Raw genomic sequence first — 21028 nt, forward strand, 5'->3', positions numbered from 1 at the left:
GCGGTCTAAGCGGAATCCTTGGCGGCCGACCAGCCGCCGTCGACGGTCAGGTCGGCGCCCGTGACGAACGAGGCCGCCGGCGAGAGCAGGAACGCGATCACGGCGGCGACCTCGCCCGGGTCGCCCAGCCGTCCGACGGGCGTGGCCCGCGCGCTGCGTTCGATGTCCTCTTCGGTGAGCCGGTCCCACGCCTGCGTGCGCACGGGACCGGGCAGCACCGAGTTCACGCGCACTTCCGGCGCGTACTCCACGGCGAGCTGGCGGGCCAGCGAAACCAGCGCGCCCTTGCTCGCCGCGTACGCCGGGTGGCCCGGCAGGCCGAACCGCGCGTGGACCGAAGACACCAGCACGACGGAACCCCGCCGGGCCCGCAGCGAGGGCAGGCACGCCTTCACCGCGAGGTAGGAACCGGTGAGGTTCACGTCGAGCTGGTGCTGCCACTGCTCGCGCGGCATCTCGTGCAGCGGACCGGTGGTCGGTACATACGCGTTGCTGACCAGCGCAGTGATGCCCCCGCCCTCGCCCGCCATCGCGACGACCTGCGCCCAGGTCTCGTCGGCGGTCACATCGCCGCGCACGCCGGCGAGGTCGTCGGGGAGGGGGGCGAGGTCCACACCCACGACGCGGTAGCCGTCGGCCTGCAGGCGCCGGGCCGTCGCCGCGCCGATGCCTGACGCGGCACCGGTCACCACGGCCGTCGGGTTGTCTGGTGTGGACATCGCCAAATCCTCCTCGTGCTCAGAGCCTGGTACTCAGAGCTTGTCTACGCGGACATGGTCGTCCGGACCACGCACCCCGAGCCAGACGCCATTCGCGTCAGCCGCACCGCCGAGGGTGCCCACGACGCTGCCGGACGGGTACTTCGGCTGCTTGAACCAGCCGGCCCACGTGGTGCCGGTGCGGTCGTTCTGCCACAGCGTGTAGTCGCTGGCCAGCGCGAACACCGAGACCTTGTCGCCCTGCGCGACGAGCGTCGGGCTGCTCGAGACGGTGCCGCCGATCGACGTCCAGTCCGACCACGTGCCGTCGGTGCCGCGGGTACGGACCCACACGCCGTCGTCCGGGGTGCGGACGGCGACCGTGGTGCCGGCCGTCGAGGTCGCGGCGCCGGGGCGGCCGTAGATCTGCGCGCCGTTCGGCGAGCCGAGCGAGGACCAGCGGCCGTCGGTGGTGCGGGTCCAGACCTGTCCGTCGGTGCCCCGGGTGTAGAGCGTGCCGTCGGCGGTCACGGACGGCGAGTCGGTGAGGTTGCCACCGAGCCGGTGCCAGGCGCCCCAGCGCTTCCCGTCGTAGGTCAGCTGCCACACGGCGTTGTCCAGACCACGGACGTAGACGTCGATGGCCGAGCCGTGCGCGTTCGCCGCCGGCTGGCCGAGGAACGGGCCGCCGATGACCGAGGTGCCCTTGCCGAGGCCCTGCGTCTGGAGCACACCGAGCGGGCCGCGGGTGAACGTCACGGTCTTGTCGCCGGTGCGCACCACGGCCGGGCTGGCCGAAGCACCGCTCGCGACGCTGGTGCCGGGCACCAGGTCCGTGCCGTGCAGCTTCAGGAACGCCGTGCCGTGCGCGGGAACCGTGACGGTGTAGGTGCCGGTCGCCGATCCGCGGTCGGCGCGGGCGCGCAGGTCGCGGATCGAGACCTTGCCGGTGAGGCCGGCGTCGGCGAAGTTCAGCGTCATCTGCGTGTCCGCGTCACCGCGGTTGAGCAGCACGACCGCGCGGTCGCCGTCCTTCGAGAGCCGCTTGCTGTAGGTGTCGGTCGAGCCGTTGGAAGCCACGCGAACGCCCTGGATCCCGAGCTTGTCCTGGTCGACGGCGATGATCTCGGGGTTCTTCAGCGTGTCGATCATCGACTGCGGCAGCGTGCGCGGGTCGGAGCCGATGATGAGCGGGGAAGCCATTTCCGCCCACAGCACGAGCTGCGTGGTCGACTCCTCCTCGTTCATCTCGAGGGTGCCCTGCTCGGTCTTGCGCATCGGGATCAGGAAGTCGGGGTCGTTCCAGTGGCCGGGCCCGTTGGCCTCGGGGTGCGCCGCGTTGACGTCGGCGTTGCGCAGCATGTCCTTGTAGATCCCCTCGTACGGGGTTCCGAAGGCCACGTCGGTGTTGGTGCGCCAGGAATCGGCCACGAGCGGGCCGAAGGTGTAGGAGACGCCGGCGGTCTGGCTGGGCGTGTGCGGCACGCCCCAGTCGTCGGTCACCGGGTTGCAGATGTTCAGGATCATCTTGCGGCCCGCCTTCTGCAGGGCCGCGCTGAACTCGGTGTACGCCTTCGCCGGGTCGAGGTTGTTCGCGATGCCGCAGAGGAAGTCGACCTTGATCGCGTCGAACTTCCAGGTGGCGAAGCGCTTCGTGTCCTGCTCGTAGTAGCCCTGGCTGCCCGCGGCGCAGTTCTTGCCGTCGGACGGGCCGGCGTCGGTGTAGATGCCGGCGAGCAGGCCGCGGTCGTGGATGTACTTGACCAGCGCGGACATGCCGGACGGGAAACGCTCGGGGTCGGGCACGAGGTTGCCCTGCGCGTCACGCGGGACCTTGGCGTTCCAGCCGCCGTCAATCCAGACGTACTTGTAGCCGGCCTTGGCCAGGCCGCTGGAGACGAGGTAGTCGGCGACACCCTTCACGCCGGCCTCGGTCACGGTCGGCATGCCGAAGTAGTTGTTCCAGCCCATGTACGGCGTCTGCGCCAGGCCGGAGTTGTAGTAGTCCGGGGCGCCCTGGTCGGCGGCGGTGGACTGCTGCGGGAAGAGCGCGGCCGGGGCCGCGGAGGCGGGGGTCGCGAGCCCGACCACGGTGGCGGCGGCCGCGGCCGCCGCCGTGATCGTGAGTGCCCTGCGGGATCTGCGTGGGGAGCGCGGGAGCATGTGGCGACACCTTTCGTCGTCGAAACAGCGCCGAAGGGGGCCGTGATCGTCCGGCCCGCGAGCAGCATGCCGGGGTCGCGGAGGTCGCGTCAAGAATAAATCCTAAATTAAGATTTCACGCGGTATGCTGCCTGCGATGAACGACATCGAAGTCCTCACCCTGGGCGAAGCGATGCGGCTGCTGCTCGCGGAACCCGGCGTCGCGCTGCGGCGCGCGCACACCTTCACCGCGTCCGTGGCCGGGGCCGAAGCCAACGTGTCGGTCGGCCTCGCGCGGCTCGGCCACCGCGTGCGCTGGCTCAGCCGCGTCGGCGACGACTCGTCCGGCGCCGCCGTGCTGAGCACGCTGCGGGCCGAAGGCGTGGACGTCTCGGGCGTCGAGGTGGACCCGGCCGGGTTCACCGGACTGCTGCTGCGCGACGACACCCCGGGCCGCGGCATCGACGTGCAGTACCACCGCGCGGGTTCGGCGGCGTGCTCGCTGTCGGCCGACTACGTCCGCGCCGCCGGCCTCGGCGGCGCGCGGCTCGTGCTGGTCTCGGGCATCACGGCGATGCTGTCGCTGTCCGCGCGCGACGCGGTGCTGGCGTTGTTCGAGCTGGCGCGCGCGGCGGGGGCGACGATCGCGTTCGACCCCAACGTGCGGCTCAAGCTGGCGTCGCCCGCGCAGTGGCGCGAGACCGTGGGACCGCTGCTGCACCAGGCGGATCTGGTGTTCGCCGGCGAGGACGAGCTGGAGCTGCTCGACGCTTCGGCCGCCGATTTGGTCGCCAAGGGTGTCGGCACGGTCGTGGTGAAGCAGCGCGACAAGGTGGCGCGCGCGGTCACGGCCGAGTACGAGTGGAGCCAGGAAACCCTGGTCACGCAGGTCGTCGACCCGGTGGGCGCAGGCGACGCGCTCACGTCCGGCTACCTGTCGTCCTGGCTGCGCGGTGGTTCGCCCGCCGAAGCGCTGCTGGCCGGCGCGGTGTCGGCGGCGCTGGTCGTCGGCACGCGCACGGATCTGGAAGGACTGCCCGACCGGGCCGAACTGGCCCGCACGAGCGCCGCCCTCGGTGGCGGCGAGGAGGTACACCGATGAGCTACCGCTGGGAGATCACGCACGCCGCCCTGCGGCAAGGGGTCGTGGGCATCGTGCGGACCGCGGATGCCGCGTCCGCCGTGGTCGCCGCTCGTGCCGCCGTGGACGCGGGCCTGCGGTCGATCGAGGTCCCGCTCACCAACTCCGGTGCCCTGGCGGCGATCGAGGAGCTCACGGCGGCGTACCCCGACGCCGTGATCGGTGCCGGCACCGTGCTCGACGAGGCCTCCGCCGTGCTCGCGATCCGTGCGGGAGCGCGGTTCCTGGTGTCGCCGAACTTCGAGGCCGCCGTGATCCGCACCGCTCACCGGTACGGCGCGGCCGCGTTCCCGGGCGCCGGCTCGGTGACGGAAATCGTGCGGGCGCTGGAAGAGGGCGCCGACGCGGTGAAGGTCTTCCCGGCCACGGCGCTGGGCCCGCGATGGGTCAAGGACGTGCGCGCGGCGCTGCCGCAGGCGCCGCTCGTGCCGACGGGTGGAATCGCTCCCGAGGACGTGCCAGAGTGGCTCGCGGCGGGCGCGGTCGCGGTCGGCATGGGCTCGGCGCTCACGCGCGGGACCGCCGACGACATCAGGGCCCGCGTGGCCGCGATGGTGAGGGAGGGCTCGTGACGGACGTCGTGCTGGTCGGCTGCTACACCGCCGAGATGGGCGGGAAGGGCAGTGGCATCGCCACGTTCCGCCGGGACTCGGCCGGGGGGCTGACCTGGGAGTCGACGCTGGTGCTGAGGTCGCCGTCGTGGCTGGTCAAGCACCCGACGTTGCCGGTGCTCTACGCCACCGATGAGACCGACGAGGGCGCGGTCAGCTCGGTGTCGCTTGTGGACGGAGAGCCGTCCTTGCTCGACGAGGAGGTACCCAGCGGCGGCGCGCACCCGTGCCACCTCGCGGTGACTCCCGACGGGCGGTTCCTGCTGTGCGCCAACTACACCGGCGGCAGCCTCGCGGTGTTCGGCCTGTCGCGTGAGGGCCGCATCACCGGCCGCACGGACCTGGTGCAGCACAGCGGCACCGGCCCGAACTCCGCACGCCAGGAGTCCGCGCACGTCCACATGGCCGTGCCGAACGCCGACGGCTCCGTGGTGAGCGCCGTGGACCTGGGCACGGACGAGATCCGCAGCTACACGCTGTCCTCCGAAGGCACGCTGTCGCCGCTCGCCGTGTCGAAGCTGCCCCCGGGCAGCGGGCCTCGCCAGCTCGTGCGGATTCCCGGCTCGGACCTGGCCTACGTGGCCTGTGAGCTGTCCAGCGAGGTGCTGACGGTGCGCGAGACGTCCCCGGGCGCATTCGAGGTCGTGGCTTCGACACCGGCCACGCACGGCGCTTTCGAGGGCGAGAACATCGTGGCGCAGCTGGAGATCCTGGGCTCCGAGGTGTACCTGTCGAACCGCGGTGCGGACTGCATCACGTCGTTCGCCGGCTCACCGCTGGCCGCCGTCGCCGACCAGCCCTGCGGCGCGCACCCGCGCCACTTCGCCATGGCGGACGGCACCTGCTACGTCGCGGCGCAGTCGGACGACACGATCACCGCGTTCCCGCTCGGTCAGCTGGGGAAGGCCGAAGTCGTGAAGTACCCGACGGGTTCGCCGAGCTTCGTGCTGCCGCTGGACCTGTAAGTCTTTCGGAGAACGAACAACGCCCTGCCGGCTCGGTGAAGCCGGCAGGGCGTTGTTCTGTGTTCAGACCCGGGTCAGGACGAACACGTCCGCGTCGTGCGCCGCGGTCCATTCGACCGGCAGGCCGACGTGCGTGAGGTGGGCGCCGGAGTACTCCTTGCCCGCCTCGTCGCGGTAAGCGGCGGCCGGGTCGAGGCCGTGCAGCCGGATGCGGGACGAGCGACCGGGCACGAGTGGCGTGCCGATCACCTGGCCGGTGTTCCACGCCAAGACCACGATCTCGTCGCCCAGCGTGTACTGGTTGGCCGCCGTCGGCTTCTCCGGTCCGGAAAGGACGCGGCACCGTCCCGTGTGGAGGATCGGCCGCAAAGCCTTGTACCGCGCGATCAGCTCTGCGGCTTCTGCCCGCTGGTCGGCGTTCCAGTGCGACAGGTCGGCCCCGATGCCTAGCACTCCCGCCATCGCGAGCACGAACCGGAACCGCAGCGAACGCGGCCGCGGGTCGAACACGCCGGGTGCGTCCGTGACCCACGAACTCATCAGGTGCGGCGCGTGCATCAGCAGGAACCCGTCCTGGATGCGCAGGCGGTCGAGCGGCGCGGTGTTGTCACTGGGCCACACGACGTCGCTGCGCGAGACCGTCGCCAGGTCCGTGCGGCCACCACCGCCGGCGCACGACTCGACGATGAGGTCGGGGTACGTCGTGCGCAGGTGGCCGAGCAGCCGGTGGTAGTTGGCGACGTGCTCGGCGTCCAGGTCCGCCGCCGGCGCGCCGGGGCGGCCGCGTTCGGTCGGCGGCCGGTTCATGTCCCACTTGAGGTAGGAGATCGGGTACGCGGTGAGCAGCTCGTCGAGCACTCCGCGCACGTACTCGAACACCTCGGGCTTGCCGAGGTCGAGCAGCAGCTGGTTGCGGATCAGCGTCGCCGGGCGGCCGTCGAGGCGGTAGACCCAGTCGGGGTGCTCGGCGTAGAGCTGCGACTTCGGGCTGATCGCCTCGGGCTCCACCCACAGGCCGAAGTCCAGCCCCAGCCCACGCACGGAGTCGACGAACGCGCCGAAACCGCCCTCGAACGACGATTCCTCGGGCGTCCAGTCGCCGAGGCCGCCGGTGTCGTCGTCGCGGCCGACGAACCAGCCGTCGTCCACCACGAACAGCTCCACGCCCAGGTCCGCGGCCTGCTTGGCGAGGTCGAGCTGCCGTGCGCCGTTGACCTCGAACCCGGTGGCTTCCCAGGAGTTGTACAGCACCGGGCGGCGCTTCTCGAGCCGCGGCCCGGCGAGCTTGCGCGAGTACGCGTGCCACACGTCGGCCAGGCCCGCGAGTCCATCCACACTGGACGCCAAGACCAGTTCCGGAGTGGACAGTGCGGCGCCGGGCTCAAGCCGGATCGGGCCGGGATTGGCCAGCCGGCCCGCGCGCACGCGCGTGAGACCACTCGGCTCGATCTCGGCGTCGAGCTCCCACGAACCCGACCAGGCCAGGGAAACGCCGTACGCCGGACCGTCCGGCTCACCCGCGTCCTGCACCGCGAGCCACGGCACGTACTGGTGCCCCGGCACGCCGAACCGGCTCTCCATGCGGAAGCCGCCGGCTTCGAGCACGGTCGTGCGGCGCGTGAACTCCTGCGACCACTGGCCGGTCAGGTACGTCAGCCGTGCACCGTCGAGTCCGGTCGGCACGCACACGCCCGCCGAACCGAGCCGGTCGATCTCGACGGACGCGCTGCCGGTGTTCGTGAACTCGACCCACCGGCACAGCACGTCGGTGCCCGGTTCCGCGCGGTAACACTGCACCGCCCGCAGCCCGGTCACCTCGTCGACAAACGCCAGCCGCAGCACGGTTTCGGTGGACTCGTCGGCGTCGAAGCGCCACCACGAATCCCCCGCCACCGCGAGGTCCGCGCCCGAGAACGGCCGCAGCCCGCGCGGCGCGTACTCGACCGGCGCGGCGTCCGCGTCGGTGATGAAGTGCACGTCACCACGATTGGCCAGCGGCGACGGACCACGCTCGACGCCGCGCGGACCCCACGCGACGAGCTCCAGCCACCGGTTCCCCGGCTCCAGCGTGACGGTGTACGAAGTGGACTCGAGTTCGAGCGTCCACCGTTGGTTCACTTGATCGCCCCGATCGCGAGCCCGGAGATGAAGTGCTTCTGGAACCGCAGGAACACGGCCACGGTCGGCACGGCGGCGATCACCGAACCCGCCGCGATCACGTTCCAGTTGGACACGTACTGGCCCTGCAGGCCGAGCAACGCCGGCGTCACCGGCATCACGGTTTCCGTGCGCAGCACGGTGATCGACCACAGCAGGTCGTTGAACGTCCAGGTGAACGCCAGCGCGCCGAGCGCCGCCAGTGCCGGGCGGGTCATCGGCAGGATGATGCGCCAGAAGATGGCGATCGGCCCGGCGCCGTCGATCAGCGCCGCCTGCTGGATCTCGTCCGGAATGGACCGCATGAAACCCTGCAGCACGAACGTGTAGAAGCCGAGCCCGAAGCCGACCTGCACGATGATCAGCGCCGTGAGCGTGTCGTAGATGCCGAGCAGCTCGGACAGCTTCGACACCGGCACCAGCAGGATCTGCGGCGGCAGCAGGTTGCCCGACAGCATCACGAGGATGATCGTGCGGCGGAACGGGATCTGGTAACGGCTCAGCGCGAACGCCGCGGCCGACGCGAGCAGCAGCGACAGCAGCACGGTCGGGATCGTGACGATGAAGCTGTTGAGCATCGCGTGGCCGCCGCCGCCGACGCCCCACGCCTCACCGAACGAGCTGAGGTCGAACGAGTGCGGCAGCGCGCCGAGGCCGTTGCTCGCGATGTCCGAAAAGGACCGGACGCTGGTCGTGATGACCAGCACGATCGGCAGCAGCCACAGGACCGACAGGCCGCCGGCGACCAGGTGGAAACCGAACGTGCGGCCCTGCTTGCCGTGGCCGCGCTTGGCCGGGACTCGTTCCTCCGGCGCGGCAGGAGCTGCCGGCCGGGTCGTGGTCACGCTCACTGGTCCTCCCGGAACGCTCGCACGAGGTAGGTCACGATCACACCGAACGCGAGGACGAAGATCACCACGGCCAGCGCGGACGCGTAACCGAGCCGCAGCGACTGGAACGCGGTGGAGTACATATAGGTGCTCAGCAGCTCGGACGAGTGGTACGGCCCGCCCTTCGTCATCGACCACACCACGTCGAACGACCGCAGCGAGTCGATGATGATCACCGACAGGACCACGGAGTTGACGCTGCGCAGCTGCGGCCACGTCACGTGCCGGAACTGTTGCCAGGCCGTGGCACCGTCCAATTTGGCCGCTTCGTACAGCGCGGGGTCGATGCCCTTGAGACCGGCCAGGTACAGCACCATCACGTAACCGAGCTGGCGCCACAAAGCCGGCACCAGCACCGCGTAGAGCGCCGTGTCGGGATCGGCGAGCCACGAGTGTTTCCAGCTGTCCAGGCCGATCGCGCCGAGGATGTTGTTGAAGACGCCGTCGGGCTGGTAGATCGCCTGCCAGATCAGCGCGGTCGCGACCAGTGAGAACACCACGGGCGTGAACAGCGCGGCCCGGTAGAAGCCGACGCCCTTGCGCTCGCGGTTGAGCAGCATGGCGAGCCCGAGCCCACCGGCCGCCGACAACCCGCCGAACAGCACGATCCAGATCACCGTGTCGAGCGCGGCCGTGCCGAAGATGTCGTCGGACAACATCTCGGCGTAGTTGTCGAGCCCCACGAACGTCGGTGCGGAGACCCCGTCCCAGTTCGTCAGCGACAGGTAGAACCCCTGCAGCGCCGGCCAGAAGACCCAGAAGCCCTCGACAGCGACGGGCACGAGCACGAACAGGAGGAGCGTCGGCGGCACGCGGCGGACCGCGCGCCGTCGACGCTTCACCGGGGCAGCGAGCACCGCCATGTCAGGACTGCCCCTGCCAGACCTTCGCCGCGGCCGTCTGCCAGTCGCTCAGGATCGAGTCGAGCTCGTTGGGCTTCTGGATGAAGCGGATCAGGGCGGCGTCGGCCGTCGGCTGCAGCGCGTCGGAGGAGTCGCGGTTGAAGAACTGCGTGAGCTCCTTGGCGTCGTTGAGCAGCTTCCGTCCCTTTTGGACCAGCGGCGTGCCGGAGTCCTTGGCCGACGGGTTCGCGGGCAGCACGGTGCCGGAGGAGTTCTTGATGTAGAGCTCCTGCGCCTCGGCCGTGGCCACGTACTTGAACCATTCCTTGACCTCGGCCACGTGCGGCGTGCGGGCGCTGGCGAAGAACCCGTCGGTCGGGCCTTCCTCGGCGACGGGCACGCTCGGGTCGAGGATCGGGAACTGGAAGAAGTCGAGGTCGTCGATCGCGTCCTTCGGGGCGGCGTCGGCGAAGAAGGTGCCGGTGAGCACCATGCCGGTCTTGCCCTGCAGCAGCACGGTGGTGGCGTCCTGGAACGCGAGCGCCGTGCCGTTCGGGTCGGTGTAGGGCAGCACCTGGCGCCACGGGTCGAAGATCTTCTTGACCTTCGGGTCGTCGAAGCGGCCGCGCCCGGCGAGCAGGTCGCGGTGGAACTGCGCGCCGTTGATGCGGATGTTGAGGTAGTCGAACCACGCCGAGGCGGTCCACTGCGTGCCGCCGCCCGCGCCGAGGCCGATGGGCGAGATGCCCTTGCCCTTCAACGTCTCGCACAGCGCGAGGAACTCGCTCCAGTTCGTCGGCGGCTTCACGCCCCACTTGGCGAAGTTGGACTTGCGGTAGAAGAAGCCCCACCAGTAGTAGCTGGTGGGCACGAAGACCTGGTGGCCCGCGCCGTCGCCCGACAGGGTGCGCATGGCCTGGGAGTAGTTGCCCATCGTCTGCCACACGTCGCCGACGTCGAGCAGCAGGCCCTTCTTCGCGTAACCCGACAGCAGCGAACCCGGGTACCACGTGAACGTGTCGGGCGGGTTCGCCGAGGTCAGGTAGCTCGGCAGCTGGGTGCGGAAGGTCTCCGACGCGACGGTGTTGACCGTCGCGGTCGCGCCGCCCTTGTCCCCGAACGCCTTGGCGAGCGCCTCGATGGCGACCTTCGCCTGCGGCGAGGAGAGGTTCGACTGGACGGTGACCGCACCGGCGGCCTGTTTCACCGGGCCGTTGGAGGCCGAGGTGGCGCACGCGGCGAGGAAGCTGCTCGAACCGAGTGCTCCCAGGCCGACGAGGCCGGCGTTGCGCAGGAAATGACGGCGGGACAGGCCTGCTGCAGTCGTCATCGCTGTGACCCCTTTGTCTGAATGGAGCGTCGCTCCCCTGCGGGGGAGTGACTGCTGGCACAGACTTGCAACCGGGCTGGCGGCTGTCAAGATGTATTCATAATTTATGACGTAATCGCGTCCGAGGTACGATGACTCCGCACTGCCGACTGAGGGGACCTCCATTGTCCGAACACCGGCCCCGCGGTCTGCACGGACAGACCGTGGAGACGCTCGCCGCCCGGATCCTGTCCGACGAGTGGGGCGAGGGCACCGTGCTCGACCTGCCCGCGCTGCGCGAAGAGCTCGACATCTCGTTGACCGCGCTGCGCGAGGCGCTCAAAGTGCTGGCCGCCAAGGGAATGATCGACGCGCGCCAGAAGCGCGGCACCTTCGTGCAGCCCCGCGACCAGTGGAACATGCTCGACACCGACGTCATGCGCTGGCAAACCGCGGCCAGCGACAACCCGGGCCTGCTCGACGAGCTGACCGAGGTCCGCACCGTCGTCGAACCCGCCGCCGCCCGCATCGCCGCCGAACGCGCGGACGCCGTGGATCTCGCGGCTTTGCAGGCCGCCCTCGACGACATGACCACCGCCGGCGACGACCCCGAAGCCAGCGTCCGCGCCGACCTGACCTTCCACCGCGCCCTGATGACCGCGACGCACAACAACTTCCTGCTTCAGGTCGAACGCGTCATCGCCATCGGGCTGGCCGAGCGCGACAAGCTGGTGCACGGATCGGGGCCCTCGGACAACCCCGTGCCCTCCCACCGGAAGGTCCTGGACGCAATCCTGGCCCGAGATCCGGGGGCGGCGGAGGGTGCGATGTTCGCGTTGGTGACGAAGTCCCGGGACGACTTGGACAAGGCGAAGAAGTCGCGGCGGTAGGCGGTCAGCTTTCGGCGAGCGCCGCCTGCAACATCCTCGCCGCAGCGGCCCGCGGCGCCGGGTCGATGGCGATCAGGGCGTTCACCACCGCGCCGTCGACCAGTGCGACCAGGCGCTCCAGCTCCGCCGCGGACACGGGCGTGCCCGAGCGGGTGAAGATCTCCAGCAGCAGTTCGTTCAGCTGGTCCGACAGCGTCCGCATCAACGGTCGCAGATACGGCCGCCGCCCGGTGGCCACGAGGCGTTCGTAGCGCAGTAGCACGGCCTCGGCGTCGGCTTCCGGGTCGCCGGAGGGCGGGCCGAGCAGGAGGTCGAGCACGAGCTCCACGGTCGCCGAGACGCCGCGGTTGCGGGTGGCCAGCTCCTCCAGCTGCTGCCGCCCGTTGGCGAGCTCCACCTGCGAGTGGTGCTCGACCGCGGCGGTCACCAGGTCCTCGAGCGAGTCGAAGTAGTACGTCGTGGACGCGAGCGGCAGGCCGGCCCGCTCGGCGACGGCTCGGTGGCGCACCGCGTCGAACCCGCCTTCGGCGAGCAGCTCCGCCGCGGCTTCGACGAGGGTGGCCCGGCGGCGCTCGCCCTTGGGGGTGGTTGCTGCTGCCGTCATGGCCGGTCATTCTGCCAGCCGCGCCATCAACGGGCCGTCAGAACCGGGGTGCCAGCGAGGCGGCGAAGCGCGCCAGTTCACCGGCGTACGGCGCGGGGTGCCCGAACGTCCCCGGCACACTCACCAGCACGAGGGTCCCGCCGGTACCGGTGGCAGCACGCGCGGTGACCGCTCCGGCCGACTGGGCCGGGTACGTCACCGGCGCCCCGCGCGGGAAGACGGCCACGGAGATCGCGCCGTCCGGCAGGGGGAACCCGGCGCCGCGGGCGCCCGTCGTACAGACGCTGCCCTGGGAGGCTTCCGTGGCGGTGAAGTGGCCTGGGAGCTCGCCAGCGAGGGCGGTGGCGAGCTCCCAGTCCACCTTTTCGCACCCGGAGGCGCCTTCGACCCGAGGGCCGGTCCTCCCGTCTCCACTGCCTCCCTGCTGAGGCGGCAGAGCCGGGAAGTTCCCCTCCCCAGTACCCAAAGGACGCGCAGCCGACACACCGGGTTGCGCGGGAGCTTCGGCCGAATTCATGACAGCGGCGGAATCGGGCTTACCGCCCGTACCGGCCACGAGCCCGTACGCTCCGAAGCCCAGCAAAGCCAGGACCACAGCGCTGCCACCAGCGGCAATGCGGTTGCGGCGGCGCAACGTCAGCCGGCGCGACTCGCGCACGACGTCGTCCTTCGTGAACGTGGCAGGCGGCACCTCGCCAGGCAGAGTGGAGAACAACTCACGCTCATCCATTGGCCTCCACCTCCCGTTCCAGCACCTCTCGCAGGTTCGCCAGCCCTCGCGCGGTCTGGCTCTTCACGTTGCCCTCGCTGCAGCCCAGCGCCTTCGCCGCGGCCGTCACGTCCAGGCCCTCGAAGAACCGCAGCACCAGCACAGCGCGTTGTTTCGGCGGCACTTCCTTCAACGCCGCCAGCAGGTCTTCCCTGGTCGCGACGCTGTCGGCCAGGCCGGGGCCGTCCGGTGCCGGCTCCGGCATGACCTCGGTCTGCCACTCCCGGCGCCACGGCCGGCGCGACTCGTCGATGACGGCGCGCACGAGCGTCTTGCGGACGTACGCGTCGGTCGCGGCGCGGTCCCTGATCTTCTTCCACCTCCGGTGCAGCGCGACGAACGCCGTCTGGGCGAGGTCGTCGGCCTTGTGCCAATCGCCACAGAGCAAGTACGCGGTCCGGCGCACGGCGTCCCGCTTCGCGGAGAAGTACTCCGCGAACTCGTCTTCGTCGCGCTGGTCCACGCGGTCTGCTGCTCCGCTCTTCTGCTCATCCGTCCTCAATGACGGAACCGGGGGCGTCCACGGTTGCACGAGACCGCCGATTCCCTCCACCCCCCGCCGCATTGATCGCGCGGGTGGCGGTGTGATGTGATCGCGGCGTGACCTCGACTCCGCTCGATTTCCGCTCCGACACCGTCACCCGCCCGGATCGGCGCATGCGGGCCGCCATGGCCGAGGCCGAGGTCGACGACAACGTGATCGGCATCGACCCGACCATCGCCCGGCTCGAAGAGCGCGCCGCCGAGACGCTCGGCATGCCCGCCGCGCTGTGGACGCCCAGCGGGACCATGGCGAACCTCATCGCCCTGTCCGTGCACCTCCAGCGCGGCGACCGCTTCCTCGCGACGCGCGGCGCCCACGTGCTCACCAACGAGCTCGGCTCCGCCGCGTGGCTCGCCGGCGGCATGCCCGACATCCTGGAGCACGACGCCGGCCCCGGCCGCCCCACGCCCGACCTGCTGCGCGCCTCCATCGGCAACCCCGGTCCGTATTTCACACTGCGCACCACGCTGCTCTGCCTGGAGAACACGCACAACGCGGCCGGCGGCGCCGTCACCCCGCCCGAGGAGCACGCGCAGCTCGTGGCCGTCGCGAAGGAGGCCGGGCTCAACGTCCACCTCGACGGCGCGCGCATCTGGCACGCATCGGTCGCGTTGGGGGTGCCGCCTGCGGCGCTGACCGTCGGTGTCGACAGCGTGAGCGCGTGTTTCAGCAAGGGCCTCGGCGCGCCGGTCGGCTCGGTCGTCGCGGGCAGCGTCGAGTTCGTGGAGCGGGCGCGCCGGATGCGCCAGATGCTCGGCGGCGGCGTGCGCCAGGGCGGTGTTCTCGCCGCGGCCTGCCTGGTCGCGCTGGACAACGTCGGCGAGCTGGCCGAGACCCACGAGCACGCCCGGCGCCTGGCCGCGGGCCTGGCCGAGCACGGCTGGGGCGTCGCCACGCCGGACACCAACATCGTGCTCGCCGAGGTCCCCGACCGCGCCGTGGCCCTGGAGTGGCTCGGCTCGCTCGGCATCCAGGCGCTGCCGATGGCCGGCAAGGTGCGCTTCGTGCTGCACCGCGACCTCGAACCCACCGCCGTCGAAGACGCGCTGCAGCGCATCAAGGCGGCCTCGCGATGAACTGGATCGTCTTCGACTACGGCGAGGTCCTCTGCACGCGCACCACCGCGTTGCCGAAGCTCGCCGCCACGATGGGCGTGCCCGCCGAGGAGTTCGAGCCCGTCTACTGGGCGGTGCGCGAGGCGTACGACCGCGGTTCGAGTGACCTCGAGTACTGGACGTCGATCGGCGACCGCGTGGGCGTACGAGTCGACGACACGATGTCGGAGGAGCTCACCGCCATCGACGTCGCGGGCTGGTCGAACCTGGCACCGTCGTCGCTGGAGCTGCTCGAAGCGCTGTCGGAAGCCGGGGCCGCGCTGGCGCTGCTGTCCAACGCGCCTTCGTCCTTCGGCAACTGGGTGCGCGAGCAGGAGTGGGCGAAGCTGTTCCGCGTCACGCTGTTCTCGGGTGACGTGAAACTCGCGAAGCCCGACCCCGAGATTTTCCACCTGCTACTGGAAAAGCTCGACGCGAAGCCGGAGGAGTGCCTGTTCTTCGACGACCGCGAGTCCAATGTGGAGGGAGCGCGCGCCGTCGGCATCCGGGCACAGCTGTGGGACGGCGCCGAGGCCGCCCGCGCCGCGCTCGACTGAGGCCGCACCCTCGCGACCCGGCCGCCCACCCGGCGTGAACCCGATCACCTAAGCTGTGCGCGTCCCGACGGATCTTCCCCGGTAGGTGCCCTGTGGCCGACCACCTCGCGCCGGTCGACTTCGACCGGCCGAGCAACGCGCGGGTGTACGACGCCCTGATGGGCGGCCGGGACCACTACGCCGCCGACCGCGCCGTGCTGCACCAGATCCTGGAGCTCGCGCCGGCGGCGCAGACGATGGCGCAGGAAGTGCGGCAGTGGCTGGTGCGCGCGGTGCGGATGCTCACCGACCGCCTGGGCGTGGACCAGTTCCTCGACCTCGGCTCGGGTTTCCCGACGGTGGAGAACACGCACCAGGTCGCGCAGCGCGTGAACCCCGAGGCGCACGTGGTGTACGTCGACCACGACCCGGTGGTGCAGGCCCACGGCCGCGCGCTGCTGGCGGAGAACGACTACACGCACATGGTCGGCGCCGATCTGCTCGACCCCGAGCGCACGCTGGCGCACCCGGACGTGACGGCCCACCTGGACTTCGAGCGTCCGCTGGGCCTCATCCTGTGCGCGGTGGTGCACCACATCCCCGACTTCGCCGTGGCGCGTGCGGTGGTGAAGGCGTACGTCGACGCGCTCGCGCCCGGCTCGTACGTCGTGCTGCTGCACCAGTACAACCCCGCGGACGGCAGCGCGGCCGCCGAGCTGGCGACGTCTCTGGAATCCCGCTTCGCCACCGCCGGCCTCGACACGCTCTACCGCACGCGCGAGGAGATCGCGTCGCTCTTCACCGGGCTCGAGATCCTGCCGCCTGGCCTGACGTACCCCCACCTGTGGTGGCCGGGCGGCCCGCGTCTGGCCCCGCTCACACCGACGAACTTCACGACGCTGGCCGGGGTCGCGCGAGTTCCTTAGTCCACTGTGGTCAGTTCCGCCGGAAACACGAGTCGACGAAGTCGAAGATCAGCTTTTCCAGCCGGTCCTGGGTTTTGGGGTCGCGCAACATGTCGGTGCCGTGGGTTCCGCCGGGCAGGATCTCCAGGTGCTTGTCGGCCGGCGGCGCCCCGGACGCTTCGTACAGCTTCTTCACCTCGCCGATCATGTTGCCGCTGTAGTCGTCCGGCTCGACGGCGAAGAACGCCGGCTTGGTGACCGTGCGGATGGCCGCCACCGAGTCGCCGCCGCAGTTGCTGGGCGAGGACAGGATCAGCAGGCCCACCAACTGCGGTTCCTTGGCCGCGAGCCGGGCGGCCGAGCTGCCGCCGCACGAGGCGCCGCCCAGCAGCATCGACTTCGCGCCGCGCCGGTGCAGCTCGGCGAGGGCTGCGCTGGTGTCGGTGTCGAAATTGCCGGTTACGGAGCCGTCGTTCTTCTGCGCCGCGCCATGGCCGCGGTACTCGAACACCATCACGTGGTAACCCTTGGCCGCGAGCTTCTCGGCGGTGTCCAGCCAGGAACAGATGTAGTAGCCGGACTCGTGGTCGAGGAGGATCCCGCGGTCACCGGAGCCGAGCTCGATCGCCGGCAGGTGGAAGCCGTCCGACGTGGTCAGGCTGAGCACCTGCGGATCGAGCCGGTCGGGCACGCAGGTGTTGACGGGGAAACCCGACGCGGTCTTGCGCGTACGCTCCGGCACGGTGACCTCGTACGGCCGCGGCGGGGTGGCGGGCGGCCGCTGGGTCTCCGGTGGTTTTGTGGAGGTCTGCCGCGTCGAGGTCTGCTGTTCCGGCTGGTCAGGGGCGGTGGCGTTGGGGTTGGCGGCGGCGTTGGAGTTGGCCGAGCACGCCGTGACGGCGAGTGCACACAGCAGAACGAGTAGTGACCCGGCGGTTCGAGTGGTGGTCATCGGTCCTTCCTCGGCGGAGCGGTACGCGCTCCACGGTGGCGGACCGATGTGAGGAAGCGATGAGGATCAGGTCAGGGTGCGAAAACGTCGATGCGGCGCCCAGCCGTCGTGGCCGGTCGCCGCACCGAAGGTCGCGTCCCCCTGAAGCCCGAGTGATCAGCGCCCGATGCGCTTCGCGTCCTTCTTGCCGCTGATCGCGCCGTAGGCCGCGGTGCCCAGGAACACCACGCCGCCGATGATCGCGATCCACAGCACGGCCTTGAACACGAAGCCGATCACCGCGCCGAGGACCATGAAGGCGATCCAGGCGACGATGAGCCCTCCGACGATCTTCCAGAACATGGCTCCTCCATGACGTTTCCGCGCCACGCCGGCCCGGTGCTGTCCAGCGTGCCACCCGCGGCGCGAAAACTCTCTCCGTCCAGCCAACGTTCAGGGGGATATCGGGGTTCCCCCTGACCGGTTCACCTGAGCCATTCCCCCAGGCGGCGGACGCCTTCGTCGACGTCCTCGGTGGCCCCGGCGAACGAGAACCGCACGAACTTCCCGCCGTCGACCGGGTCGAAGTCCACGCCCGGCGCGATCGCGACCCCGGTGTCGGCGAGCAGGCGCTGGCACCAGCTGAGGCTGTCGGTGGTGTAGGCGGAGACGTCGGCGTACGCGTAGAAGGCCCCTTCGGCGGGGGCGAGCTTGTCGAGACCGATTTTCTTGAGCCCCGCGAACAGCCGATCGCGGTTGCGCCGGTAGTGCTCCACGTGCGCGTCGGCCTCCGCATACGACTCCGGCGTGAACGCCGCGACGGCCGCGTGCTGCGCGATCGCGGGCGGGCAGATCGTGAAGTTGCCCGTGAGCACGTCCACGGCCCGGTGCAACCGCTGCGGCACGAGCATCCAGCCCAGCCGCCAGCCCGTCATCGCGAAGTACTTCGAGAACGAGCCCAGCACGAGCGCTTCGCGGCCGTACTGCCACGCGCAGTCGAGCTGCTTTTCGTAGGAGATGCCGTGGTAGATCTCGTCACTGATCAGCTGCACCCCGTGGGACGCGCACCAGCCCGAGATGGCCGCCAGCTCCCCGGGCGGCAGGACCGTGCCCGTCGGGTTGCTGGGGCTCGCCACGATGAGGCCGTCCAGCGGCCCCAGCTCGTCCAGCAGGTCGACGGTGGGCTGGAAGTTGGTCTCCGCGGTCGTTGCGAACTCCACGACCTCGCAGCCGAGCACCTTGAGCAGGTTCCGGTACGCCGGGTAACCGGGCCGCGCCATCGCCACCCGCGCCCCGGGGTCGAACACGCTGAGGAAGCTCAGCAGGAAGCCCCCGGACGAACCGGTGGTCATCACCACGTCCTGCGCGCTGACATCCACGTCGTACGTACTGCGGTAATGCCCTGCGACGGCCTCACGCAGCTCCGGGATGCCGAGCTGCTCGGTGTAGCCGAGCGTGTACTTGTCCAGCGCCTCTTTCGCCGCCCGCCGCACCGCCTCCGGCGCAGGCGCCGACGGCTGCCCCGCCGCCAGCGACACCAGGTCCCCGTGACTGCGCTGCCTCGCCTGCGCCGCGGACAGCACGTCCATCACGTGGAACGGGGGAACGCCGGCCCGCAGCGCGGGCCCACCGAAAGCACCGATGTCGACCATGCCGCCAGGCTAACCGGGCACGGCTCGTGAGCAACGGTTGCCGCTCACGAGCCGCGCTTCGGTTGTCTTGCTGTGCTGTCGTGCCTTGCTGCCCTGCTCAGTACCCGCGGTACGCGCCGCCGTGCGCCATCGCGGCGATGCCCGGCACGTTGCTCATCGAGCCGTACCGATCGAGCGAATACCGCACACCCGCGATGATGTTGTCGACCGGGTTGTAGATGTTGTCGTGCCCCGGCAGCTTGTGCGCCTGGAACGTCGAGTCGATGCACTGCATCAGACCCTTGGAAGGGTGCCCGGCGGCAGCATTGGAATCCCAGTTGTTGATCGCGTTGGGGTTACCGCCCGATTCGTGCTGGATGATCGCCCAGATGTTCTTGACGTCGGCTTCCGTGACGTTCACACCGTTGGCCTGCAGGATCTTGATGGCCTCGTCGATCCACTCCTGCACGTTGCCCGGCGGCGGGGACCCGGGCGGGCCGCCGCTGGGTCCGAGGCCGCCACCCCCACCGCCACCGCCGCCGCCTCCTCCGCCGCCACCGCCGTGGTGGGAGCTGGTGTGGAGACCGCCGGTGCTCTGGGGGACGGTGCCGTCCTTACCGGGGAGGGGAACCTTCGAGTAGCCGCCCTCGATCTGCGTCTGCATCAACTGCTGCGAACTCTTGACCATGCCGTCCGCCTGGGTCAGCAGCGGGTCGATGGTCTGCTCCGCGGCCGTGGCGTCCTTGAGGTTCGCCGCGTTCGCCGCGTCGATGATCGACTGCGAAGTCGGGCTCGGCGCCGCGCCCTTCTTGTCCGAGTTCGCGTAGTCGGCTTCGGCCTTCTGCGCGGCCTGCACCTTGGGCGTTTCGGTGTTGATGCGGTTCTGGATCGCCGTGTGCGCCTGATCCCTGGCGGTGACGACCTTGCCCTTGAGGGTGCTCAAGTTCGACGACAGCTGACTGAGGTCGTTGCCGACGTCGGTGAGGTGGCCCTGCACCTTGTCACCCGCGGTGGTGATCTGCCGGACGTACGCGACGAACGAATCGGCCGCGTCGCCCTTCCACACGCCACTCGCCAGCGAATCGGTCGACGACTTCAGCGCGGCGCTGTGGTCACCCGCCTGCTGCGCGGCGTCCTTGAACTGCTGCGCCGCCTTCTCGATCGCCTCGGGCTTGATCCCGTCGACCTTCGACGCCTTCTGCGTCACCGTCTGCCAGTTGGGCGGAAAGTCGATCAACGCCACCCTGCTGCCCCCTCACGCATGCGTCCCAGCCTCAGTTCCGGTCTTCGTGAACGGTCAGGTCGCTCTTGGCCACGGCATCGGTCTCCGCCATCAGGCCGGCGGCCTTGCGGAGAATGAAGCCGGTCGCCTCCATCAGTTTCCCGGCGGCCTCGAATTCACCGTGCACACCCTGCTTGAACTGACCGACGGCACCGTGCACGTCCTTCGAACCCCCCATTGTTCCGAAAGGACTTTCAGGTTCGTCGTCGACTCCGGTGAGGTGCTGCCGGGACTTCTCGAACTCGTCCTTCAGCTGCTCGACCTTCTTGGCCACGATGGCCATGGAGTCCGGGTCGTAAACAGGCACCGTGCGTCATCCCCTTCCGCTTCCCGTCCGATCAGACGCGCACCTGACCAGGCCGGTTCCCGCTCACTTTAAGACCTCGGCCACACCGCCGGTGTGGATCTCCGGAACTTCCACCCGCGTGCACCGCACTAGCATGATCATCGGGGAGGTAAGAGCAGAAGTGAAGCCATTGAATCCGGGCGAAGTACGACAAGTCGGGCGCTATCGTCTTGTCGCTTCCCTCGGCGAAGGGGGAATGGGCCGCGTCGCGCTGGGGGTGTCGCAGGACGGTCGGCTTGCCGCGGTCAAGCAGGTTCATCCCGGGTTCGCGCACGATCCCGGGTTCCGCTCGCGGTTCCGGCGAGAGGTTCAGACGTCGCGGATGGTGTCCGGCGCGTACACGGCCGCGGTGATGGACGCCGATCCCGACGCCGACCTGCCGTGGCTCGCGTCGGTGTTCGTGGCCGGCCCGTCGCTGCGACAGGCGATCGACGCCGTCGGCCCGCTCCCGGTGCAATCGGTGCGATCTCGCTGCGCTCCGTCGCGTGGACCCGTGCCAACTGCTGACCCGCGATTCGCTGCCGAAGACAGGGCCGATCCTCAAGCCCTCACCTCAGAGCCCTTTGAGCAATGCGATTTTTACCTCGAAAAGACCCCGACTTACGCCGAGGTGTCGAGCCTCAACATTTCTCTCGGTGCGTCGCTCGCGGGTTCAAGCCGGGGACCGCACGAACGTCGGCTCGTTCAACGCCACCAAAGCCAAGACGCCATCGGGTGCACCTTGACCGACGTATCCGTTTC

Annotated in this window: 21 protein-coding genes and 1 pseudogene; 8 read left to right on the forward strand and 14 right to left on the reverse strand. The window is 70.0% G+C overall.

Going from position 1 to position 21028, the window contains the following annotated elements; genetic code table 11:
* Positions 1 to 5: 5 nt before the first annotated feature.
* Positions 6 to 719: an SDR family NAD(P)-dependent oxidoreductase gene (locus ACQPXB_RS48130; RefSeq protein ID WP_366580376.1), complete on the reverse strand. Its 714-nt coding sequence runs from the start codon at positions 717 to 719 to the stop codon at positions 6 to 8.
* A 33-nt stretch (positions 720 to 752) separates the two neighbouring features.
* On the reverse strand, positions 753 to 2861 hold the full coding sequence (locus ACQPXB_RS48135) for a hypothetical protein (protein WP_432848751.1): 2109 nt from the start codon (positions 2859 to 2861) through the stop codon (positions 753 to 755).
* A gap of 136 nt (positions 2862 to 2997) precedes the next feature.
* On the opposite strand from ACQPXB_RS48135, the gene ACQPXB_RS48140 reads away from it, so the two are divergent.
* From ACQPXB_RS48140 to ACQPXB_RS48150, 3 genes are read left to right on the forward strand one after another with little or no spacing between them, the layout of a single operon-like run.
* Positions 2998 to 3942 carry a sugar kinase gene (locus ACQPXB_RS48140; protein ID WP_366580372.1) on the forward strand — a complete coding sequence of 315 codons (945 nt, stop codon included), beginning with the start codon at positions 2998 to 3000 and terminating at the stop codon, positions 3940 to 3942.
* Positions 3939 to 4553: a bifunctional 4-hydroxy-2-oxoglutarate aldolase/2-dehydro-3-deoxy-phosphogluconate aldolase gene (locus ACQPXB_RS48145; protein WP_386944283.1), complete on the forward strand. Its 615-nt coding sequence runs from the start codon at positions 3939 to 3941 to the stop codon at positions 4551 to 4553. Before ACQPXB_RS48140 ends, ACQPXB_RS48145 begins: the two co-directional genes overlap by 4 nt.
* Complete coding sequence (locus ACQPXB_RS48150; protein WP_432848754.1) at positions 4550 to 5557, forward strand: lactonase family protein; 1008 nt, start codon at positions 4550 to 4552, stop codon at positions 5555 to 5557. Before ACQPXB_RS48145 ends, ACQPXB_RS48150 begins: the two co-directional genes overlap by 4 nt.
* Before the next feature lie 63 nt (positions 5558 to 5620).
* Here the strand turns inward: ACQPXB_RS48150 and ACQPXB_RS48155 are convergent, their stop codons facing one another.
* The 4 genes from ACQPXB_RS48155 to ACQPXB_RS48170 are packed head-to-tail and all read right to left on the reverse strand — an operon-like array spanning position 5621 to position 10776.
* On the reverse strand, positions 5621 to 7675 hold the full coding sequence (locus ACQPXB_RS48155) for an alpha-galactosidase (protein ID WP_432848756.1): 2055 nt from the start codon (positions 7673 to 7675) through the stop codon (positions 5621 to 5623).
* On the reverse strand, positions 7672 to 8559 hold the full coding sequence (locus ACQPXB_RS48160) for a carbohydrate ABC transporter permease (RefSeq protein WP_366580366.1): 888 nt from the start codon (positions 8557 to 8559) through the stop codon (positions 7672 to 7674). Before ACQPXB_RS48160 ends, ACQPXB_RS48155 begins: the two co-directional genes overlap by 4 nt.
* Before the next feature lie 2 nt (positions 8560 to 8561).
* Positions 8562 to 9467: a carbohydrate ABC transporter permease gene (locus ACQPXB_RS48165; protein WP_366580364.1), complete on the reverse strand. Its 906-nt coding sequence runs from the start codon at positions 9465 to 9467 to the stop codon at positions 8562 to 8564.
* A gap of 1 nt (position 9468) precedes the next feature.
* A complete protein-coding gene (locus ACQPXB_RS48170) occupies positions 9469 to 10776 on the reverse strand; it encodes an ABC transporter substrate-binding protein (protein WP_386944278.1) in 1308 nt (435 codons plus the stop codon).
* A 164-nt stretch (positions 10777 to 10940) separates the two neighbouring features.
* Between ACQPXB_RS48170 and ACQPXB_RS48175 the strand changes: the two genes are divergently transcribed.
* Positions 10941 to 11645, forward strand: coding sequence for a FadR/GntR family transcriptional regulator (locus ACQPXB_RS48175; RefSeq protein WP_366580361.1), 705 nt, complete (start codon positions 10941 to 10943; stop codon positions 11643 to 11645).
* Between the two features lie 4 nt (positions 11646 to 11649).
* Here the strand turns inward: ACQPXB_RS48175 and ACQPXB_RS48180 are convergent, their stop codons facing one another.
* The 3 genes from ACQPXB_RS48180 to ACQPXB_RS48190 form a co-directional block, all read right to left on the reverse strand.
* The gene (locus tag ACQPXB_RS48180) at positions 11650 to 12249 is read right to left on the reverse strand and encodes a TetR/AcrR family transcriptional regulator (RefSeq protein ID WP_366580359.1); all 600 of its coding nucleotides are present in this window, start codon (positions 12247 to 12249) and stop codon (positions 11650 to 11652) included.
* Between the two features lie 37 nt (positions 12250 to 12286).
* Positions 12287 to 12610 carry a hypothetical protein gene (locus tag ACQPXB_RS48185; RefSeq protein WP_366580358.1) on the reverse strand — a complete coding sequence of 108 codons (324 nt, stop codon included), beginning with the start codon at positions 12608 to 12610 and terminating at the stop codon, positions 12287 to 12289.
* A 361-nt stretch (positions 12611 to 12971) separates the two neighbouring features.
* Positions 12972 to 13481, reverse strand: coding sequence for a SigE family RNA polymerase sigma factor (locus ACQPXB_RS48190; protein ID WP_386944271.1), 510 nt, complete (start codon positions 13479 to 13481; stop codon positions 12972 to 12974).
* 137 nt (positions 13482 to 13618) lie between these two features.
* On the opposite strand from ACQPXB_RS48190, the gene ACQPXB_RS48195 reads away from it, so the two are divergent.
* The 3 genes from ACQPXB_RS48195 (at position 13619) to ACQPXB_RS48205 (ending at position 16118) form a co-directional block, all read left to right on the forward strand.
* A complete protein-coding gene (locus ACQPXB_RS48195) occupies positions 13619 to 14638 on the forward strand; it encodes a threonine aldolase family protein (protein WP_432848759.1) in 1020 nt (339 codons plus the stop codon).
* Positions 14635 to 15213 carry an HAD family hydrolase gene (locus ACQPXB_RS48200; protein ID WP_432848761.1) on the forward strand — a complete coding sequence of 193 codons (579 nt, stop codon included), beginning with the start codon at positions 14635 to 14637 and terminating at the stop codon, positions 15211 to 15213. The genes ACQPXB_RS48195 and ACQPXB_RS48200 overlap by 4 nt, the downstream gene beginning before the upstream one ends.
* 92 nt (positions 15214 to 15305) lie before the next feature.
* Positions 15306 to 16118, forward strand: a complete 813-nt coding sequence (locus tag ACQPXB_RS48205; protein WP_432848763.1) for an SAM-dependent methyltransferase — start codon at positions 15306 to 15308, stop codon at positions 16116 to 16118.
* A 10-nt stretch (positions 16119 to 16128) separates the two neighbouring features.
* Here ACQPXB_RS48205 and ACQPXB_RS48210 read toward each other — a convergent pair whose 3' ends face one another.
* From ACQPXB_RS48210 to ACQPXB_RS48230, 5 genes are all read right to left on the reverse strand, one after another.
* A complete protein-coding gene (locus tag ACQPXB_RS48210) occupies positions 16129 to 17049 on the reverse strand; it encodes an alpha/beta hydrolase (RefSeq protein WP_432848765.1) in 921 nt (306 codons plus the stop codon).
* A 156-nt stretch (positions 17050 to 17205) separates the two neighbouring features.
* Positions 17206 to 17391: a hypothetical protein gene (locus ACQPXB_RS48215; protein WP_220245147.1), complete on the reverse strand. Its 186-nt coding sequence runs from the start codon at positions 17389 to 17391 to the stop codon at positions 17206 to 17208.
* A gap of 122 nt (positions 17392 to 17513) precedes the next feature.
* Positions 17514 to 18680: a pyridoxal phosphate-dependent aminotransferase gene (locus tag ACQPXB_RS48220; protein ID WP_432848767.1), complete on the reverse strand. Its 1167-nt coding sequence runs from the start codon at positions 18678 to 18680 to the stop codon at positions 17514 to 17516.
* Between the two features lie 97 nt (positions 18681 to 18777).
* Positions 18778 to 19902: a WXG100 family type VII secretion target gene (locus tag ACQPXB_RS48225; RefSeq protein WP_386944262.1), complete on the reverse strand. Its 1125-nt coding sequence runs from the start codon at positions 19900 to 19902 to the stop codon at positions 18778 to 18780.
* A 31-nt stretch (positions 19903 to 19933) separates the two neighbouring features.
* The gene (locus ACQPXB_RS48230; protein ID WP_386944260.1) at positions 19934 to 20248 is read right to left on the reverse strand and encodes a hypothetical protein; all 315 of its coding nucleotides are present in this window, start codon (positions 20246 to 20248) and stop codon (positions 19934 to 19936) included.
* Between the two features lie 160 nt (positions 20249 to 20408).
* Between ACQPXB_RS48230 and ACQPXB_RS48235 the strand changes: the two are divergent.
* Positions 20409 to 20753 (forward strand): annotated as a pseudogene (locus ACQPXB_RS48235) (serine/threonine-protein kinase); the annotation flags it as partial.
* Between the last annotated feature and the right edge of the window lie 275 nt (positions 20754 to 21028).

This window comes from Amycolatopsis sp. CA-161197 (assembly GCF_050942255.1).
Lineage (GTDB): Bacteria > Actinomycetota > Actinomycetes > Mycobacteriales > Pseudonocardiaceae > Amycolatopsis.

Excerpts from the sequence above, each read along its gene's own strand:
- ACQPXB_RS48130 (WP_366580376.1), bottom strand. The coding sequence starts at position 719 with ATGTCCACACCAGACAACCCGACGGCCGTGGTGACCGGTGCCGCGTCA.
- ACQPXB_RS48135 (WP_432848751.1), bottom strand. The coding sequence starts at position 2,861 with ATGCTCCCGCGCTCCCCACGCAGATCCCGCAGGGCACTCACGATCACG.
- ACQPXB_RS48140 (WP_366580372.1), top strand. The coding sequence starts at position 2,998 with ATGAACGACATCGAAGTCCTCACCCTGGGCGAAGCGATGCGGCTGCTG.
- ACQPXB_RS48145 (WP_386944283.1), top strand. The coding sequence starts at position 3,939 with ATGAGCTACCGCTGGGAGATCACGCACGCCGCCCTGCGGCAAGGGGTC.
- ACQPXB_RS48165 (WP_366580364.1), bottom strand. The coding sequence starts at position 9,467 with ATGGCGGTGCTCGCTGCCCCGGTGAAGCGTCGACGGCGCGCGGTCCGC.
- ACQPXB_RS48170 (WP_386944278.1), bottom strand. The coding sequence starts at position 10,776 with ATGACGACTGCAGCAGGCCTGTCCCGCCGTCATTTCCTGCGCAACGCC.
- ACQPXB_RS48180 (WP_366580359.1), bottom strand. The coding sequence starts at position 12,249 with ATGACGGCAGCAGCAACCACCCCCAAGGGCGAGCGCCGCCGGGCCACC.
- ACQPXB_RS48200 (WP_432848761.1), top strand. The coding sequence starts at position 14,635 with ATGAACTGGATCGTCTTCGACTACGGCGAGGTCCTCTGCACGCGCACC.
- ACQPXB_RS48210 (WP_432848765.1), bottom strand. The coding sequence starts at position 17,049 with ATGACCACCACTCGAACCGCCGGGTCACTACTCGTTCTGCTGTGTGCA.
- ACQPXB_RS48215 (WP_220245147.1), bottom strand. The coding sequence starts at position 17,391 with ATGTTCTGGAAGATCGTCGGAGGGCTCATCGTCGCCTGGATCGCCTTC.
- ACQPXB_RS48220 (WP_432848767.1), bottom strand. The coding sequence starts at position 18,680 with ATGGTCGACATCGGTGCTTTCGGTGGGCCCGCGCTGCGGGCCGGCGTT.